This is a genomic window from Pseudomonas sp. GNP014 (assembly GCF_054344005.1).
On sequence record NZ_JBTGUS010000001.1, the window covers coordinates 2,412,870 to 2,430,204 of the forward strand.

The 17,335-nt window shown below is 60.2% G+C and carries 12 protein-coding genes and 1 pseudogene; 6 read left to right on the forward strand and 7 right to left on the reverse strand.

Going from position 1 to position 17,335, the window contains the following annotated elements; all coding sequences use genetic code 11:
- Positions 1-204 precede the first annotated feature (204 nt).
- From purL to ACXX9E_RS10750, 6 genes and pseudogenes are all read left to right on the forward strand, one after another.
- On the forward strand, positions 205-4,101 hold the full coding sequence (purL, locus tag ACXX9E_RS10725) for a phosphoribosylformylglycinamidine synthase (RefSeq protein WP_458555409.1): 3,897 nt from the start codon (positions 205-207) through the stop codon (positions 4,099-4,101).
- 5 nt (positions 4,102-4,106) lie between these two features.
- A complete protein-coding gene (locus ACXX9E_RS10730; RefSeq protein ID WP_095050948.1) occupies positions 4,107-4,418 on the forward strand; it encodes a YqfO family protein in 312 nt (103 codons plus the stop codon).
- Between the two features lie 389 nt (positions 4,419-4,807).
- Positions 4,808-5,896 (forward strand): annotated as a pseudogene (locus ACXX9E_RS10735) (autotransporter outer membrane beta-barrel domain-containing protein); the annotation flags it as partial.
- Between the two features lie 1,002 nt (positions 5,897-6,898).
- Positions 6,899-7,258 (forward strand): DUF6124 family protein, encoded by a 360-nt coding sequence (locus ACXX9E_RS10740; RefSeq protein WP_322376407.1) that lies wholly within the window; start codon positions 6,899-6,901, stop codon positions 7,256-7,258.
- Positions 7,259-7,518: 260 nt separating this feature from the next.
- Positions 7,519-8,157, forward strand: a complete 639-nt coding sequence (locus tag ACXX9E_RS10745; protein WP_177413067.1) for a DUF6036 family nucleotidyltransferase — start codon at positions 7,519-7,521, stop codon at positions 8,155-8,157.
- Positions 8,141-8,593, forward strand: coding sequence for a hypothetical protein (locus ACXX9E_RS10750; protein ID WP_267799193.1), 453 nt, complete (start codon positions 8,141-8,143; stop codon positions 8,591-8,593). The genes ACXX9E_RS10745 and ACXX9E_RS10750 overlap by 17 nt, the downstream gene beginning before the upstream one ends.
- 78 nt (positions 8,594-8,671) lie before the next feature.
- Here ACXX9E_RS10750 and nagE read toward each other — a convergent pair whose 3' ends face one another.
- From nagE to ACXX9E_RS10785, 7 genes are all read right to left on the reverse strand, one after another.
- Positions 8,672-10,387, reverse strand: a complete 1,716-nt coding sequence (gene nagE, locus ACXX9E_RS10755) for an N-acetylglucosamine-specific PTS transporter subunit IIBC (protein WP_123464916.1) — start codon at positions 10,385-10,387, stop codon at positions 8,672-8,674.
- Positions 10,388-10,422: 35 nt separating this feature from the next.
- The gene (gene ptsP, locus ACXX9E_RS10760) at positions 10,423-12,936 is read right to left on the reverse strand and encodes a phosphoenolpyruvate--protein phosphotransferase (protein WP_458555410.1); all 2,514 of its coding nucleotides are present in this window, start codon (positions 12,934-12,936) and stop codon (positions 10,423-10,425) included.
- Between the two features lie 34 nt (positions 12,937-12,970).
- Positions 12,971-13,981, reverse strand: coding sequence for an SIS domain-containing protein (locus ACXX9E_RS10765; RefSeq protein ID WP_222834430.1), 1,011 nt, complete (start codon positions 13,979-13,981; stop codon positions 12,971-12,973).
- Positions 13,974-15,080 (reverse strand): N-acetylglucosamine-6-phosphate deacetylase, encoded by a 1,107-nt coding sequence (gene nagA, locus ACXX9E_RS10770; protein WP_123464922.1) that lies wholly within the window; start codon positions 15,078-15,080, stop codon positions 13,974-13,976. The genes ACXX9E_RS10765 and nagA overlap by 8 nt, the downstream gene beginning before the upstream one ends.
- Before the next feature lie 56 nt (positions 15,081-15,136).
- Entirely contained in the window at positions 15,137-15,868 is a 732-nt protein-coding gene (locus ACXX9E_RS10775) for a GntR family transcriptional regulator (RefSeq protein ID WP_128615566.1), read from the reverse strand.
- Positions 15,869-16,151: 283 nt separating this feature from the next.
- Complete coding sequence (locus tag ACXX9E_RS10780; RefSeq protein WP_123464926.1) at positions 16,152-16,667, reverse strand: L,D-transpeptidase family protein; 516 nt, start codon at positions 16,665-16,667, stop codon at positions 16,152-16,154.
- Between the two features lie 47 nt (positions 16,668-16,714).
- Positions 16,715-17,266 (reverse strand): NUDIX hydrolase, encoded by a 552-nt coding sequence (locus tag ACXX9E_RS10785; RefSeq protein WP_123464928.1) that lies wholly within the window; start codon positions 17,264-17,266, stop codon positions 16,715-16,717.
- Positions 17,267-17,335 lie beyond the last annotated feature (69 nt).

Sequence of the window (17,335 nt, forward strand, 5' to 3'; positions counted from 1 at the left end):
AAACCCCGCAGAAATGGGGCTCAAGGGCATTTTGTTACAGTAAAAATAAGCCGGCGTTGCCCAGCCGATAAATCTGACTTCAAAGGCAGAAACACAGATTGATACCCGAGTGCAACCGTGCGTAGCGTTTCGGGTGATGTTGAGGGCGGTTTAGGCTAGAATGCACGGCCTCAAAGCACACCCCTTCCCGAGGCTGTCCCGAAGATGTTGATCCTGCGCGGCGCTCCTGCCCTTTCTGCCTTTCGCCACAGCAAACTCCTTGAGCAACTGAGCCAGAAGGTTCCAGCTGTCAGTGGCCTGTATGCTGAATTCGCTCACTTCGCCGAAGTCACCGGCGTCCTGACCGGCGACGAACAGCAGGTGCTTGCGCGCCTTCTGAAGTACGGTCCAAGCGTTCCGGTACAAGAGCCGACCGGCCGTCTGTTTCTGGTGTTGCCGCGTTTCGGCACCATCTCGCCATGGTCGAGCAAGGCCAGCGACATCGCCCGCAACTGCGGCCTGAGCAAGATCCAGCGCCTGGAGCGCGGCATCGCGTTCTACGTGGCCGGCCAGTTCAGCGACACCGAAGCGCAGCAGATTGCCGACGTGCTGCATGACCGCATGACCCAGATTGTCCTGGGCAATCTGGAACAGGCCGCCGGTCTGTTCAGCCACGCCGAACCGAAGCCGCTGACCGCGATCGACATCCTTGGTGGCGGCCGCGCCGCGCTGGAAAAGGCTAACACCGAGCTGGGCCTGGCCCTGGCCGAAGACGAGATCGACTATCTGGTCAACGCCTTCAACGGTCTCAAGCGCAACCCGCACGACATCGAACTGATGATGTTCGCTCAGGCCAACTCCGAGCACTGCCGCCACAAGATCTTCAACGCCAGTTGGGATATTGACGGCGAGAGCCAGGAAAAAAGCCTGTTCGGCATGATCAAGAACACCTATCAGATGCACAACGAAGGCGTGTTGTCTGCTTATAAGGACAACGCTTCGGTGATCGTCGGCAACGTCGCCGGCCGCTTCTTCCCGGATCCGGAAACCCGCCAGTACGGCGCGGTGCAGGAGCCGGTGCACATCCTGATGAAGGTTGAAACCCACAACCACCCGACTGCGATTGCCCCGTTCCCGGGCGCATCCACCGGTTCCGGTGGCGAGATCCGCGACGAAGGTGCAACCGGTCGCGGCGCCAAGCCAAAGGCCGGCCTGACCGGTTTCACCGTATCGAACTTGCAAATCCCGGGCTTCGAACAGCCGTGGGAAGTGCCGTACGGCAAGCCGGAGCGCATCGTTACCGCACTGGACATCATGATCGAGGGCCCGCTCGGCGGCGCCGCGTTCAACAACGAATTCGGCCGTCCGGCTCTGACCGGCTACTTCCGTACCTTCGAACAGTCGATCACCACCCCGCACGGTGACGAGGTTCGCGGTTACCACAAGCCGATCATGTTGGCCGGCGGCATGGGCAACATCCGCGAAGAACACGTCAAGAAAGGCGAGATCGTGGTCGGCTCCAAGCTGATCGTGCTCGGCGGCCCGGCGATGCTCATCGGTCTGGGTGGCGGCGCCGCTTCTTCCATGGCCACTGGCACCAGCTCGGCAGATCTGGACTTCGCTTCCGTACAGCGTGAAAACCCTGAAATGGAGCGTCGCTGCCAGGAAGTCATCGACCGTTGCTGGCAGCTGGGCGACAAGAACCCGATCAGCTTCATCCACGACGTGGGTGCGGGCGGTCTGTCCAACGCCTTCCCGGAACTGGTCAACGACGGCGACCGTGGTGGCCGTTTCGAACTGCGCAACATTCCAAACGACGAGCCGGGCATGGCCCCGCACGAAATCTGGTCCAACGAATCCCAGGAGCGTTACGTTCTGGCGGTCGGCCCTGAAGACTTCGAGCGCTTCCAGGCGATCTGCGAACGCGAGCGCTGCCCGTTTGCAGTAGTCGGTGAAGCCACCGCTGAACCACAACTGACCGTGACCGACAGCCACTTCGGCAACAACCCGGTGGACATGCCACTGGAAGTGTTGCTGGGCAAAGCCCCGCGCATGCACCGTTCGGTGGTTCGTGAAGCAGAACTGGGCGATGACTTCGATCCGTCGAACCTCGACATCACCGAGTCCATCGAACGCGTTCTGCATCACCCGGCCGTGGCGAGCAAGAGCTTCCTGATCACCATCGGTGACCGCACGATCACCGGCCTCGTGGCCCGTGACCAGATGGTTGGCCCATGGCAGGTTCCGGTGGCCGACGTTGCGGTCACCGCCACCAGCTTCGACGTCTACACCGGTGAAGCGATGGCGATGGGCGAGCGTACTCCGCTGGCTCTGCTGGACGCTCCGGCGTCGGGCCGCATGGCCATCGGCGAAACCCTGACCAACATTGCCGCTTCGCGCATCAACAAGATCTCCGACATCAAACTGTCGGCGAACTGGATGTCCGCTGCCGGTCACCCGGGCGAAGACGCACGTCTGTACGACACCGTGAAAGCGGTCGGCATGGAACTGTGCCCTGAGCTGGGCATCACCATCCCGGTGGGCAAGGACTCGATGTCCATGGCCACTCGCTGGAACGACAACGGCGAAGAAAAAACCGTGACCTCGCCGATGTCGCTGATCGTGACCGGTTTCGCGCCAGTGGCTGACATCCGTCAGACCCTGACCCCGGAACTGCGCATGGACAAGGGCACCACCGACCTGATCCTGATCGACCTCGGTCGCGGCCAGAACCGTATGGGCGCCTCGATCCTTGCACAGGTTCACGGCAAGCTTGGCAAACACGCGCCGGACGTCGATGACGCCGAAGACCTGAAAGCCTTCTTCGCGGTGATCCAGGGCCTCAACGCCGACGGTCACTTGCTGGCTTACCACGACCGTTCCGACGGTGGTCTGCTGACTTCCGTGGTGGAAATGGCCTTTGCCGGCCACTGCGGTCTGAGCCTGAACCTCGACAGCGTTGCCGAGTCCTCGGCAGAAATCGCCGCGATCCTGTTCAACGAAGAACTGGGCGCCGTGATCCAGGTTCGTCAGGACGCAACGCCAGACATCCTCGCGCAATTCAGCGCGGCCGGTCTGGGCGACTGCGTGTCGGTGATCGGTCAGCCGATGAACAATGGCCAGATCAATATCACCTTCAACGGTGACACCGTGTTCGAAGGCCAGCGTCGTCTGCTGCAACGTCAGTGGGCCGAGACCAGCTACCAGATCCAGCGTCTGCGTGACAACGCCGACTGCGCCGAGCAAGAATTCGACGTGCTGCTGGAAGAAGACAACCCGGGCCTGAGCGTCAAGCTGAGCTACGACGTCAACCAGGACATCGCCGCGCCTTACATCAAGAAAGGCATCCGCCCACAGGTGGCCGTGCTGCGTGAGCAGGGCGTCAACGGTCAGGTGGAAATGGCCGCCGCGTTCGACCGCGCCGGTTTCAACGCGATCGACGTGCACATGAGCGACATTCTTGCTGGCCGTGTCGACCTGAACGAGTTCAAAGGTCTGGTGGCCTGCGGTGGTTTCTCCTACGGCGACGTGCTCGGCGCGGGCGAAGGCTGGGCCAAATCGGCACTGTTCAACAGCCGCGCCCGCGATGCGTTCCAGGGCTTCTTCGAGCGCAACGACAGCTTCACCCTCGGCGTGTGCAACGGTTGCCAGATGATGTCCAACCTGCACGAGCTGATTCCGGGCAGCGAGTTCTGGCCGCACTTTGTGCGCAACCGCTCCGAGCAGTTCGAAGCCCGCGTGGCGATGGTGCAGATCCAGGAATCGAACTCGATCTTCCTGCAGGGCATGGCCGGCTCGCGTATGCCGATCGCCATCGCTCACGGTGAAGGGCATGCCGAGTTCTCCAGCGAAGAAGCACTGCTGGAAGCCGATCTGTCCGGTTGCGTGGCGATGCGTTTCGTTGACAACCACGGCAAGGTCACCGAAGCCTACCCGGCCAACCCGAACGGTTCGCCGCGCGGGATCACCGGCCTCACCAGCCGCGACGGTCGCGTGACGATCATGATGCCGCACCCGGAGCGTGTGTTCCGCGCGGTGCAGAACTCGTGGCGTTCGGAAGACTGGACCGAGGACGCTCCTTGGATGCGCATGTTCCGTAACGCGCGCGTCTGGGTGAACTAAGGCCTGTGTACAAGCTGGCGTTTTTTGTTCCTGACAGTCATGTCGAGGTGGTCAAAGGGGCTGTGTTCGCTGCCGGTGGTGGGCGGATCGGTGACTATGACCACTGTGCGTGGCAGGTGCTTGGGTCTGGCCAGTTTCGACCGTTGGACGGTAGTCAGCCGTTCATTGGCGAGGCGGGGCAGGTTGAGCGGGTTGAGGAATGGAAGGTTGAGCTTGTGGTGGCGGATGAGTTGATCGTGGCTGTTGTGGCGGCGTTGAAGCTCAGTCATCCGTACGAGACGCCGGCTTATGAGGTGTGGCGGCTGGAAGATTTCTGAGTCTTTGGCCGCTGATAAAAGAACCGCTGAAAGTGATTTCAGCGGTTTTTTTTGCCTGCTTTTTGCTGGTAATGCCAAAGCGCTATATAGGATGATCGAGTCATAACGACAAAAGGATTTCTCGCATGTTTCTTACCCGTCATCGTTTCACCGTATGTATGGCCTCGGTTGTTGCCGGAGGTTTTTTCAATCAAGTCAGAGCGGCAGAGACGATCAGCGATGCCTTCAATCGGGTGGACGTTCCTCATAAGCTGGACCTTAGTCGTTATGCTCGAACTGCGAACGGTATCCATGCCGCTGAAAGTATCCAAACGATAAGCCCTGCACTCGATTTCGACCCGATCTTCGGGCCTCCAGGGTCTGGATTTCCGGTCAATGGGGATAAGTCCAACGTCCTTTACAACGCTGTCATGACGATCTCTCAAGGTGCTGCAGGCATTAGTGCATCCATCGAAAGTCTCGCTGCTGGCAGCAATGCCAATTTGAGCAGCGCCACACTGGCCGCCAGTTCGTCGGTAATGACCAGCATGCGTACAGCGATGCAGCAAATGGGCAGCGATAGCGGCTTGCGGGTGGGGCTTGATTCATCGCAGACCCCAGTTCTGGCGGCCACTGACGTTGCGAACACTGTTCGCAATCTGAACGATCCAAGCGCACCGGGCCGCGTATGGCTGCAAGGCATTGGCAGCTACGGCAAGCTCGACGGCGAACAGGGCAATTCCAGTTTTGAGCAACGAACGGCTGGCACTGTGCTGGGCGTGGATTGGTCGCTTTCGCCCGAATGGCGCATGGGCGTACTCGGTGGTTATTCGAAGACTGACCTCGACAGCCATAACTTCGAGGGCACGCTGCACAGTTGGCATGTCGGCGCGTACGCCATGCGCCAGGATGGGCCTCTGGCGTTACGCCTGGGGGCGGCTTACAGCGGCCATGACGGAGATAATAAGCGTACGGTTGAATTCGAAGGCTTCAGCGACCGGCCAAAAGGCAACTACGATGCCGACAGCCAACAAGCCTTTGCGGAACTGGGCTATTTGTTGGGCAGTGGCCGGCTCAACGTCGAGCCATTCGCCAATCTGGGGTACCAGCGTTATCACCGCGAAGGGTTCACTGAAAAAGGCGGCTTGGCCGCGTTGGCCGTGGACTCCCAGACCCAGGATAACTTCAGCAGCACGTTCGGCGTGCGACTGGCGCAGCTTAATCAGTTGCAGAACGGTATCAGCGTAACGCCGAGGGGTAGCCTTGGCTGGCGCCACACTTACGGCGACGTAGAAAGTGAAACCCGTCAGGCCTTTGTTTTGGGTGGCTCCGGGTTCAATGTCCAGGGCAGTGCTTTGGATCGCGACAGCCTGATAGTCGGGGCAGGTGTGGACGTCGGGATCTCTGCACGCCAAACCCTGAGTATTGGTTACAACGCCGAGGTGGGTAGCAATAGTCGTAATCAAGCGTTGACCGGGCAGTGGCAGATGAGTTTCTAGAGGCAAAATGTAAACCCGCGGAAAGCAAATTCTGCGGGTTTTTTGTTGGCCACGATTTGAGGGGTTAACTCATTTAACTGTGGAAGTTGGCTTGCCGGCGATGGCGCCCTTATAGGCGACCATGCTCTTGTTGACTGGGTGAATATCCATTCTTTTGGTTGCTGCGGCTGGCGGTTTCGCCCTTACGGCGACTCACTTTTTTACAAACGCCTAAAAAAGTAAGCAAAAAACGCTTGCCCCAACGTTCGGCCCGCTCGCTGAGGCTCGGGGTTCCTTCGCTCCGGGATTGATCCGGGCGCATCGCCTCCGGTTTGCTTCGCTGCACCTCCTCTCGATGTGTTCGACTTCGTCGAACGGTCGCTGCGCTCCCACCCCCGGATAAATCCCTCCACTCAGCCTGCCGACGGGGCCGGTGGATCAAGATCAAGAGCAGGCGAGCTGACACTCGGCCTATTGAGTGGTGAGGAGCGGGTGTTCGGCGTTGGTTTTGTGGTGGATTCGCCCCTCATCGGAACGCCGCCCGCCCAGCCCTCTCTCGAGGGAGAGGGAGTCGATTTTTGGGCTTTTCAGGATCTGAATTCGACTCGGTATTTCACGTCGGCGTACATCCACCAAACACCTCGGTCAGTCCCCTCTACCTCTGGGAGAGGGCTAGGGTGAGGGTTTGTTTTTGTCTGTTTAATGATGTGTCGAATAACCAGAACCTTCCCACAAGGTTTTCAGGTTGTTCGTCGGACGTCGGGTCTCTAGTCTTTGGTTGTCACCGCAAATCGGTGAACGGGTGTGAGAACCCGGTAAGAGGTTTTAATCAAACGTCAGTAGCACCATAATCGCCGCCAGCTGATTTGCTGCCGGTGATGTTCTATGGCGGCTGTGTGCGGGCGGACTTCGGTTCGGCCGGGTTGATCTCTTACCGGTTTCTCACTCCGCACATAGCTGCCACCTCTTCGTCGCGTGAGAAACGACCAGTGATGGCTCAATCATTGATTAGAGATCATTGCAATGACTAAGCCCGTACCCGATCCACCCGAAACCAAAACCCCACTCGAAGAAGCCCTCCGCGCCGAAGACCAGGCCCGAAACCGCGAAGCCATCAAACGCGCCCTCGACTTCTACCTGTGCCCCGAACCCGCAAAGCCCCGCCGACCGAGCACCATGTTCATGGTCCGCCCAGAGGTCGACACCGAAAGCCTGCTCGCCCACGCCTGCGAATCGTTAGCCTCGGCAAGCACCGCCGCCAGCAACTTCGCCAATGAGCTAAGCGGTTCGCAGCGCAGCACGGTATTAGGCATCCAGCAAATCGTCATGCTCGCCGAACTGGCGGTAAATCGAGCGCTGGATCGAGTCGACCCACAAACCTGACGACCACGTCATCGTTCATCGCCAGCAGGCTGGCTCCCACAGTTGAAATGCATTCCCTTGGGGGAGCTGGCTTGCCAGCGATTAGGCATTAACAGGCGTCAGACGAGTTTCAGAGCGCAATCAAACCGGGGAATTTTCCTACCACTCTTTCAGGTTGTCCCTCGGAAGTCGCATCCATACCTTGATCTGTCTCTGGCAAACAGCGAGCAGGGCAACAAGTTGCGTCGCTTTAGCCATCGACATGACTCTGAGGTTCAAAAATGGAATTGCTGCCCGTAGTCACTCCCCGTATCAACACGAATACTGCATTGGGGAAGGCATTGGTTTCGATGTTCAAATCAGTCGAAGCAGAATTGACGCAGGAAAATGCCGATCCGGGGGCAGTCAAAATCATCGTCTTTGGTGGTTGCGCCGTACATCTCTACACAAATCATCGTATTTCCATGGATGTCGATGCGGAGATTTATGAAGCTTGCCTTCCGCCAGGGTTCGACCTTCAAGCGCTTCTTGCTCAAGTTCCGGAGCCTTTTATCGACGAACGCTCTGCTCGAGTGATGGAGCTGAACTACGACCTTCAATACAACACTAGTTTTGGCCCGATCCATGAAGACTACTGGGTGCGAAGTATTCCCATGACTGAGTTTCCGGAGACGTCCCCGCTCCAGATTCACATCGCTGCTCCGGTGGATATTGCAATTACAAAACTTGGCAGGGCTACCGATCACGACGTTGCGGACATCAAGGCGCTTCTTAGAGCCGGTTTCATTCTGACGAGTGATTTCCGGCGTCTGGCATTGCAAGCAATTGATGTATATGTTGGCAACAAAGAGCAACCTGCCTCAGTGCTCTTCAATATCTTGCAGGACTACCTGGAGGAACCAGATGTCGAACTCTCTTGATGATCATGTCCTTTCTTCGGCATTGGATACGTTGGTCAGAAGACCGCTGGATCAAGCGGATGGGACGGCGCTGGTCGATGCAGCCAAAGAGGTCTGGTATTCAAAATCCGATCTTGAGAGTGAGATATCAACATTTCTCAAGTTTCACAGCGATGAAGTCGAGCTGCGGCGAGCGGCTTATCTGCTGGAGCGATTTACGCGTTTCGCATGTGTATCGGATAGCCGCGTGTTGGAAACGCTCCATGCACTCGAGCTTTTCAACGCCAAAACACCCAAGCAACACGTCGTTTCTCAACCAGCTGTTTTATTACGCAATCGCCGCGACGAGTTGGCGGTTGCTTGGGGGTTGACGGAAAGTCTGGGTTTGAAGATTCAGGCGCTCATGCCGTACCAGACTCGGCATTACGAGGCGGAACAGCGCGCAAGAATGTCCTGAACTTGAGCAGCATGAAAAAACCCGGCCAACGCCGGGTTTTTTGTATCAGTTGTTTCGAGTAGAGCCTGATGTAAAGGCTCAGACCTTGGCACTGACCTCGCTGCGATTGACCAACGCCTCCAGCGCCCCACTCAAACTCGCCGCCTTATCCCCCACCAGCAAATGCCAAACCCCACCCTCCAACTGGCTGACACCCTGACAACCCAGCTCTTTCAGCTGCGCCTCGGACAACGCCTTGCCATCCGCCAACAGCAAGCGAATCCGGCTCATGGCAATGCAATCCAGTTGCAGCACGTTGTCGCCACCACCCAGCGCATTCAGCCATTGCTGAGCTTCGGTGCCTGCGACCACAACCGCTTTCGGCTCTTCGACAACCGCAACAGGTTCAGCAAGAACCGCACGCCCCAACGCCGGCATCGCCAGGCGAATCTCATCAGCAATGCTGTCGGCCAGCGGACCGACCACCACCTGCAAACTGCCACCCTTGCCCGGACGCACAACGGCCATCGCACCCAATGCTTTCAGGTCTGCATCGGACGCCTTGTTGCGATCCACCATTTCCAGTCGCAACCGCGTAGTGCAGGCGCCGACAGTCACAAGGTTGTCTGCACCACCGAGTGCCTTGATGTAAGCCCCGGCGCGTTCGTTTTCCGCGAAAACCGCTTTTTCAGCCGTCGCCACATCCTCACGCCCCGGCGTCTTCAAGTTGAAGCGACGAATGCAGAAATCAAACACCGCGTAATACACCACGGCGTAAGCCAGCCCGACCGGAATCACCAACCAGCCATTGGTCGAGCGCCCCCAACCCAGCACCATGTCGATGAAGCCGCCAGAGAAGGTAAAACCCAAATGGATGTTCAGCGCATTGGTGATCGCCATCGACAACCCGGTCAGCAGCGCATGCAGCAGATACAGCAGCGGCGCCAAAAACATGAAGGCGAATTCGATCGGCTCGGTCACCCCGGTCAGGAATGATGTCAGCGCCATCGACAGGAAGATCCCGCCCATGACCTTGCGCCGCTCCGGCAGGGCGTTGCGGTACATCGCCAGACACGCGGCGGGCAGGCCGAAGATCATCATCGGGAACATGCCGGTCATGAACTGGCCGCCCTTCGGGTCGCCGGCGAAGTAGCGCGACAGATCACCTGTCACCAGAGCACCGGTCGTTGGATCGGTGAAGTTGCCGAACACGAACCACGCCATGTTGTTGAGGATGTGGTGCAGGCCAGTAACGATCAGCAGGCGGTTGAACACGCCAAACACGAACGCGCCGATGCTGCCGCTTTCCATCATCAGCGCACCAAAAGCGTTGATGCCGTGCTGGATCGGCGGCCAGATGTAGCCGAACACCACACCCAAACCGACGGCGGCGAAGCCAGTGACAATCGGCACAAACCGCCGGCCACCGAAGAACGCCAGGTATTCCGGCAGCTTGATGTCCTTGAAGCGGTTGTACAGCGCGCCGGCCATCAGGCCGCTGACAATCCCGGCGAGCATGCCCATGTTGATACTCGCGTCGAGCACCTTGAGCGTGGAGATCATCACCAGATAACCGATCACCCCGGCCAGACCGGCGGTGCCGTTGTTGTCCTTGGCGAAACCGACGGCGATGCCGATGGCGAAGATCATCGCCAGGTTGGCGAAGATCACCTGACCGGCGTCGTGGATGATCGCGATGTTCAGCAGGTCGGTGTCACCCAGACGCAGCAGCAGGCCGGCAATCGGCAGGATCGCGATCGGCAGCATCAGCGCGCGGCCGAGGCGCTGCAGGCCTTCGATGAAGAGTTGATACATGGTGCTTCTCCCTGCTCTTTATAGAGAGCTTGTTGTTAGTGCAGAGGCCAATGCTGGTGGCAGGCGTGACGCACCGCAGCGGCGCTGTTCAGTTTGAGCAGGTCATGGCTGAGGCGTTGGCATTCGGCCTCGTGCAACTGGCGCACGCGGTCCTTGATTTCACCGATCTGCACCGGGCTGACCGACAGTTCCGTCACGCCCAGGCCGATCAGCACCGGCGTCGCGAGCGGGTCGGAGGCGAGGGCGCCGCACACGCCGACCCAGCGCTTGTGCACGGCCGCGCCTGCGCAGGTCATGGCGATCAGGCGCAGCAGCGCCGGGTGCAAGGCATCGACCCGGGCGGCGAGGCCGGCATGGTCGCGGTCCATGGCCAGGGTGTATTGCGACAGATCGTTGGTGCCGATCGAGAGGAAGTCGGCATGTTCGGCGAGTTGTTCGGCTTGCAGCGCGGCGGCGGGGACTTCGATCATCACGCCGATTTCCGGGCGCTGGCTGATGTTCAGTTCCAGGCACAACGCATCGACGCGTTGACGAATGTGCAGCAGTTCGTCGACTTCGGTGACCATCGGCAATAGGATCCGGCAGCGGCGCAGCGGGCTGACTTGTAGCAGTGCGCGCAATTGCTGATCGAGGATTTCCGGGCGCGCCTGAGCCAGACGAATGCCACGCAGGCCGAGCACCGGGTTGGCTTCAATTGGCAACGGCAGGTAGTCGAGTTGCTTGTCGCCGCCGACGTCGATGGTGCGGATGATCACCGAGTGTTCGCCCATCGCATCCAATACGCCTTGATAGGCCGCACGCTGTTCTTCGACATCCGGCGCGGTCTGACGATCGACGAACAAAAACTCAGTCCGCAGCAGGCCGACGCCATCGGCTCCGTTAGCAAAGGCATCTGCCGCTTCACCACTGGAGGCGACATTGGCGACGACTTCGATGTGCACGCCATTGCGGGTTTCGGCAGGCAGGTTAGCCTTGGCTTGTTGCGCGTCGCGACGTTGTTGGCGGTCGATCTGCGCCTGCTGAACTGCAGCCAAGCGTTCAGCGTTGGGGGACAGTTCCAGGCGACCACCGTCGGCATCAAGCACGACCGGTTGACCTTGCGGCTGATCAAGCAGTGCCGAACCCAGAGCCACCATGCACGGCAAACCTTTGCCGCGAGCCAGAATCGCCACGTGCGACGTCGCACCGCCTGCGGCCATGCACAAACCGGCAACACCCTGGGCGCTGAGTTGCAGCAGATCCGACGGCGTCAGTTCATGCGCAGCGACGATGGCGCCGGCCGGTACCTCGTAATGCCAGGCTTCGCCGAGCAGCGCGCGCAGCACGCGTTGCTTGAGGTCGCGCAGGTCATTGGCCCGTTCGGCCAGCAGCGCGCTGCCGGTGCGTTGCAGCACCTCGCACTGGGCATCGATTGACTGGCTCCAGGCGTGAGTCGCCGCTGCGCCTTGAACGATGGAATGCTGCGCAGCGTCGAGCAGGGCCGGGTCTTCGAGCAGCGCCAGATGCGCGGCGAAGATCGCCTCTTCGTCGACATTCTTGTGTTTTTTCGCTTGCGCGAGGGTGCCGTCGATTTCGCTGCGCACCTGATTCAGCGCCGCGTCGAGCACCTGCTGTTGCTGCAGCGGATCATGATTGCCCGCATCCGCCGGCAAACTGATCGTGTTCAGGCGAAACAGCGGCCCGCCAACCAGTCCCGGCGCAGCACATACACCGTGCAACACGCCAGCCTCGGGCGGGCGCTTAAGAGTGGCAACACTGACCGGCGCCGCCGCGTGATGATCATCCGGCAGCGCCGTGGCCAAGGCGCTGAGCAACGCTTGCAACGCCGCTTCGGCATCCGGCCCCTGACAACTGACGTGCACTTCGTCCTGTTCGCCAACCGCCAGGCCCATCAAACCGATCAGGCTGTTGCACGGCGCCGATTTGCCGGCGAAGTGCAACTGCGAGTGGCTTTTGAAACCTTGCGCAGTCTGCCGAATCAGCGCGGCCGGGCGTGCATGCAAACCGCCACGATGCGCCACCGACACCTGCCCATGCACCTCAGTCCCGCCAGGTTCTTCAACATTCGCTGCCGCACTGTTGCGGGCAATGATGTGCAGCAACGGGTCGCCGACCTTCACCGCTTTGAGGGTGATCGGGCGAACCTCGAAGTCTTGACTGTTGGTCAGGATCAACAGGCTGACCAGGCTTTTGCATTGCTGGCCGACCTTGTCCAGGTCGTAGCGCAACAACGGTTGGCCCTTGCTGACACGGGTGCCGTCCTTGACCAGCATCGAGAAGCCTTCGCCGTTCAGTTCAACGGTGTCGAGGCCCAGGTGCAGAAGGATTTCCGCGCCGTTGTCGGCGCGTACTGTCAACGCGTGACCGGTGCGCGCGACGTGGATGATCAGCCCGGCGCACGGCGAATACAGAGTGTCGTTCAACGGGTCGATGGCGATGCCGTCACCCATCGCGCCACTGGCGAATACCGTGTCCGGGACTTTGGCGAGCGTGAGCACCGGGCCGCTGAGCGGGGCGCTGAGGGTCAGCTCTTTATTGTTGTTGTGCATGGCTCGGTCTCATCAGGTGTGCAGTCATTCGGACTTAGTGCGTGCGGGTCACTTTGCTCAGATGGCGCGGCTGATCCGGGTCCATGCCGCGGGCCACGGCGAGGCCGGCGGCCATCACGTAGAAACTCTGGATCGCCAGAATCGGATCGAGGGCCGGGTGTTCGGCGCGGCTCAGGGTCAGGTCGCGATCGAGGACGTCGTCCGGCGCGGCGAGCAATACACGGGCGCCGCGCTGGCGCATTTCCGCCGCCAGACTGATCAGACCGGCCTGCTCGGCACCGCGCGGAGCGAAGACCAGCAGCGGGTAGTGTTCGTCGATCAGCGCCATCGGACCGTGACGGACTTCGGCGCTGCTGAACGCTTCGGCCTGAATCGCCGAGGTTTCCTTGAATTTCAGCGCGGCTTCCTGGGCGATGGCAAAACCGGCGCCGCGGCCAATCACCATCAGTCGTTCGCAGTCGCGCAGTGCGTCGATGGCCACGCTCCAGTCCTGTTGCGCCGCTTCGCGCAGGCCTTCGGGCAGAGCGTTGCCGGCTTCGAGCAGTTCGCGGTCTTCTTTCCAGTGCGCGATCAGCCGGGCGCTGGCGCTGAGGGTGGCGATGAAACTCTTGGTCGCGGCGACGCTGCTTTCGATACCGGCGAGCAACGGCAGGCTGAATTCACAGGCCGCTTCCAGTGGCGAATCGGCGGCGTTGACCATCGACACGCTCAGTGCGCCACGCTTGCGCAACAGACGCAGGCTGTTGACCAGATCCGGGCTCTGACCCGATTGCGAAAACGCGAAGGCGACCTGACCGCTGACCTTCAGTGGCGCCTGCTGCATGGTCACCACCGACATCGGCAACGACGCCACCGGCACACCCAGTTGCTGCATCGTGAGGTAGGCGAAGTAGCTCGCCGCATGGTCGGAGCTGCCGCGCGCGACAGTCATCGCCACTTGCGGCGGCTGACGACGCAGGCGCCCGGCGATCTCGATCATCTGTGGGTCGAGCTGTTGCAGTTGGGCTTGCACGGCCTCGAACGAGGACAGCGCCTCTTCAAGCATTTTTGAAGTCAATGTCTTCTCCTTCGACCATGACGGCGGTCAGTGTGAGTGAGCGATCCAGCCGCACGCAGTCGGCCCAGGCGCCTGGTTCGAGGCGCCCGCGTTCAGTGATGCCGAGATAGTCGGCGGGAAATTGCGACAGGCGCTGCGAGGCCTCGGCGATCGGCAAACCGATCTTCACCAGGTTGCGCAGCGCTTGATCCATGGTCAGGGTGCTGCCGGCCAGCGTGCCGTCGGGCAGGCGCACGCCGCCCAGGCATTTGGTCACGGTGTGGCTGCCGAGCTTGTATTCGCCGTCGGGCATGCCGGCAGCAGCGGTCGAATCGGTGACGCAGTACAGGCACGGGATCGAACGCAAGGCCACGCGGATCGCGCCGGGGTGAACGTGCAGCAAGTCCGGGATCAGCTCGGCGAATTTGGCGTGGGCCAATGCGGCGCCGACGATCCCCGGCTCGCGGTGATGCAGCGGGCTCATGGCGTTATACAAATGGGTGAAACTGGTCGCGCCGGCATCGAGGGCGGCGACGCCTTCCTCGTAGCTGCCGAGGGTGTGGCCGATCTGCATGCGGATGCCGCGGCTGCTCAGTTCACGAATCAATCCGTCGTGGCCGGCGATTTCCGGGGCGATGGTGATCACCCGGATTGGCGCCAGCGCCAGGTATTCCTCGACTTCGGCCATCAATGCGGTGTGGGCGAAGTTCGGTTGCGCGCCGAGTTTTCCCGGATTGATGTACGGGCCTTCGAGGTGTACGCCGAGGACGCGGGCGGCACCTTTCGGACGTTGTTCGCAGAATGTTCCGACATCCTTGAGGACGCTGGAGATCTCCGCGCTCGGCGCAGTCATGGTGGTGGCCAGCAGCGAAGTGGTGCCGAAGCGCACGTGGGTGCGGGTGATGGTTTCGAAGGCACTGGCACCTTCCATGATGTCTTTGCCGCCACCGCCGTGAACGTGCAGGTCGATAAAACCCGGCAACAGATAGGGCAGGTCATTGTCGGCCGGATCGCAGGGCACGCCTTCGATCGACACGACTTTGCCGTGTTCGTGGATCAGCCGGCCGCGAACCCAGCCGTGAGCGGTGAGGATGTTGTCTTCGGACATTTCGGTTCTCGCTTTGGGCCGCTCTCAGCGGCGCAGCTCTTGATCTACGAAGCTTTTTATCGACGAAGCTCTGCAACAAAGTCGTAGTAGTCGTTGCGGCAATAGGTGTCGGTGACTTCGATCGGCGTGTTGTCTTCGAGGTAGCCGACCCGGGTCATCAACAACATGGCGGTGCCGGGTGCGATGCCGACCAAGGCGGCGAACTCGTCCGAGGCGTTGATCGCCTGAATGTGCTGCAGGGCGCGGACGATCGGTTTGCCAATGCCGTCGAGGTATTCGTAGAGCGAATCGCCGACCAATTGCGGCTTGGGCATGATCGAGGCGGGCAGGGTGCTCATTTCGATGGCCATCACGGTGTCGTCGGCCTTGCGCAGGCGTTTCATGCGCGCCACCTTGTCGTTCGGCGACAGGCTCAGGCGGATCAGTTCTTCGTGGGTCGGCAGGGTGATTTCGCGCTCCAGCCACTGCGAGCTGGGCACAAACCCCTTGAGGCGGAGCATTTCGCTGAAGCCCGAAAGGCGCGACAGCGGCTGTTCGAGTCGCGGCGTGATGAAGGTGCCGGAACCTTGCAGGCGGCGGATCAGACCTTGATCGAGCAGCACTTCCAGCGCCTTGCGGGCGGTGACCCGGGAGATACCGAGCTGCTCGCTGAGGTTGCGCTCTGACGGCATCGCCTGTTCGGCCTTCCACTGCCCGGCATGGATCGCTGCTTCCAGATTGCGCGCCAGCTGCAGGTACAGCGGCGTCGGCTGGGAGTCATTCGGGCGTAGGGCCTGGAGGTCATTCATGCAGGTCATTTCCGGTGCGAGTATTGGATTGTTGTGGCTCGCTTGTGGGGCGGAAATTAATACCACTTGAATACCATGTCAACGCACGGAATTGACCTGTGCCCCAATGAAATGGCGGGTTATGGCTGGGTTGTCTTGAAGTGGTATTAGAGGTGGCGTGCAAAAAGCAAAAAATCGCAGTCTGCGGTAGCGCCTACAGTGGGAAGTGGTATCAACCCTGTAGGCGCTGCCGCTGGCTGCGATCTTTTGATTTATTTTTTTGTGGGTGACCAGCGGTCGCTGGTTACGGGCGAATCTCGATCATCGTACCGTCCGGCACCAGGCCCCAGACTTCGCGCATGTCCATGTTGCGCATGGCGATGCAGCCGTCGGTCCAGTCCAGGGTGTGGAACAGGTCTTCGGGGGTTTCTTCCGAATCCGGGGTGCCGTGGATCATGATCATCCCGCCAGGCTCGACACCTTCACGCCGGGCGCGCGCCGAATCGCTGATGTTGGGGTAGGAGATGTGCATCGCCAGGTTGAATTTTTCGCTGACCTTGCGCCAGTCGATCCAATAGAAACCTTCCGGGGTGCGTTTGTCGCCTTCAATCAGCTTCGGCCCCTTCTTCGCGCCCTTGCCCAGGGAAATGCGATAGGTCTTGATCGGCTTGCCGTCGGCAATCAGCTGCAGTTGATGCGCCGATTTGAGCACCAGGATTTTTTCGATCATCGGGCTATTCGACGGCGTCACGGTGGTCACGAAAGACGCTTGGGAGACTGAGACGAACGACAGGCAAAACAGAGCAAACAACCAGCGCATTGAAACAATTCCCCAGGGAGTGACGCAGATATTTTATTGATAGAAGCTCAGGTGATCGCAGGCTGAGTCAACGGCGGTATCGATTCGGAACGAACCGGGTAGGTTTCGGCGCGCCGATCAGCGAAGAAGCATTCTAAGGTACGCCCCACCGTGCGGAAAGCCAGCTCGTCCCAGGGAATGTCGGCTTCGTCGAATAGTTGCACTTCGAGGCTCTCGGGGCCGGCGGCGAAGTCCATATCCACCAGTTCGGCGCGAAAGAACACATGCACCTGGCTGATGTGTGGCACGTCGATCAGGGTGTAGATACTCAAGTTGCGTACCCGGGCGCAGGCTTCCTCGGCGGTTTCGCGGATGGCGGCCTGCTCGATGGTCTCGCCGTTTTCCATGAAACCCGCCGGCAACGTCCAGTAGCCGAGGCGCGGCTCGATGGCGCGGCGGCAGAGCAGCACTTTCGTGCCCCAGGTCGGTACGCACCCGGCGACGATATTGGGGTTCTGGTAGTGAATGGTCTGACAGCTGTCACAGACAAATCGCAGCCGCGAATCGCCTTCGGGAATGCGCTGGGTGACCGGGTTACCGCACTGGCTGCAAAATTTCATACTCGGGTTCCTGAATGCTGCGCCTATCTTGGCGTGCAGCGAGGCCGGTCGGCAAGTTGTCGTTTCGCG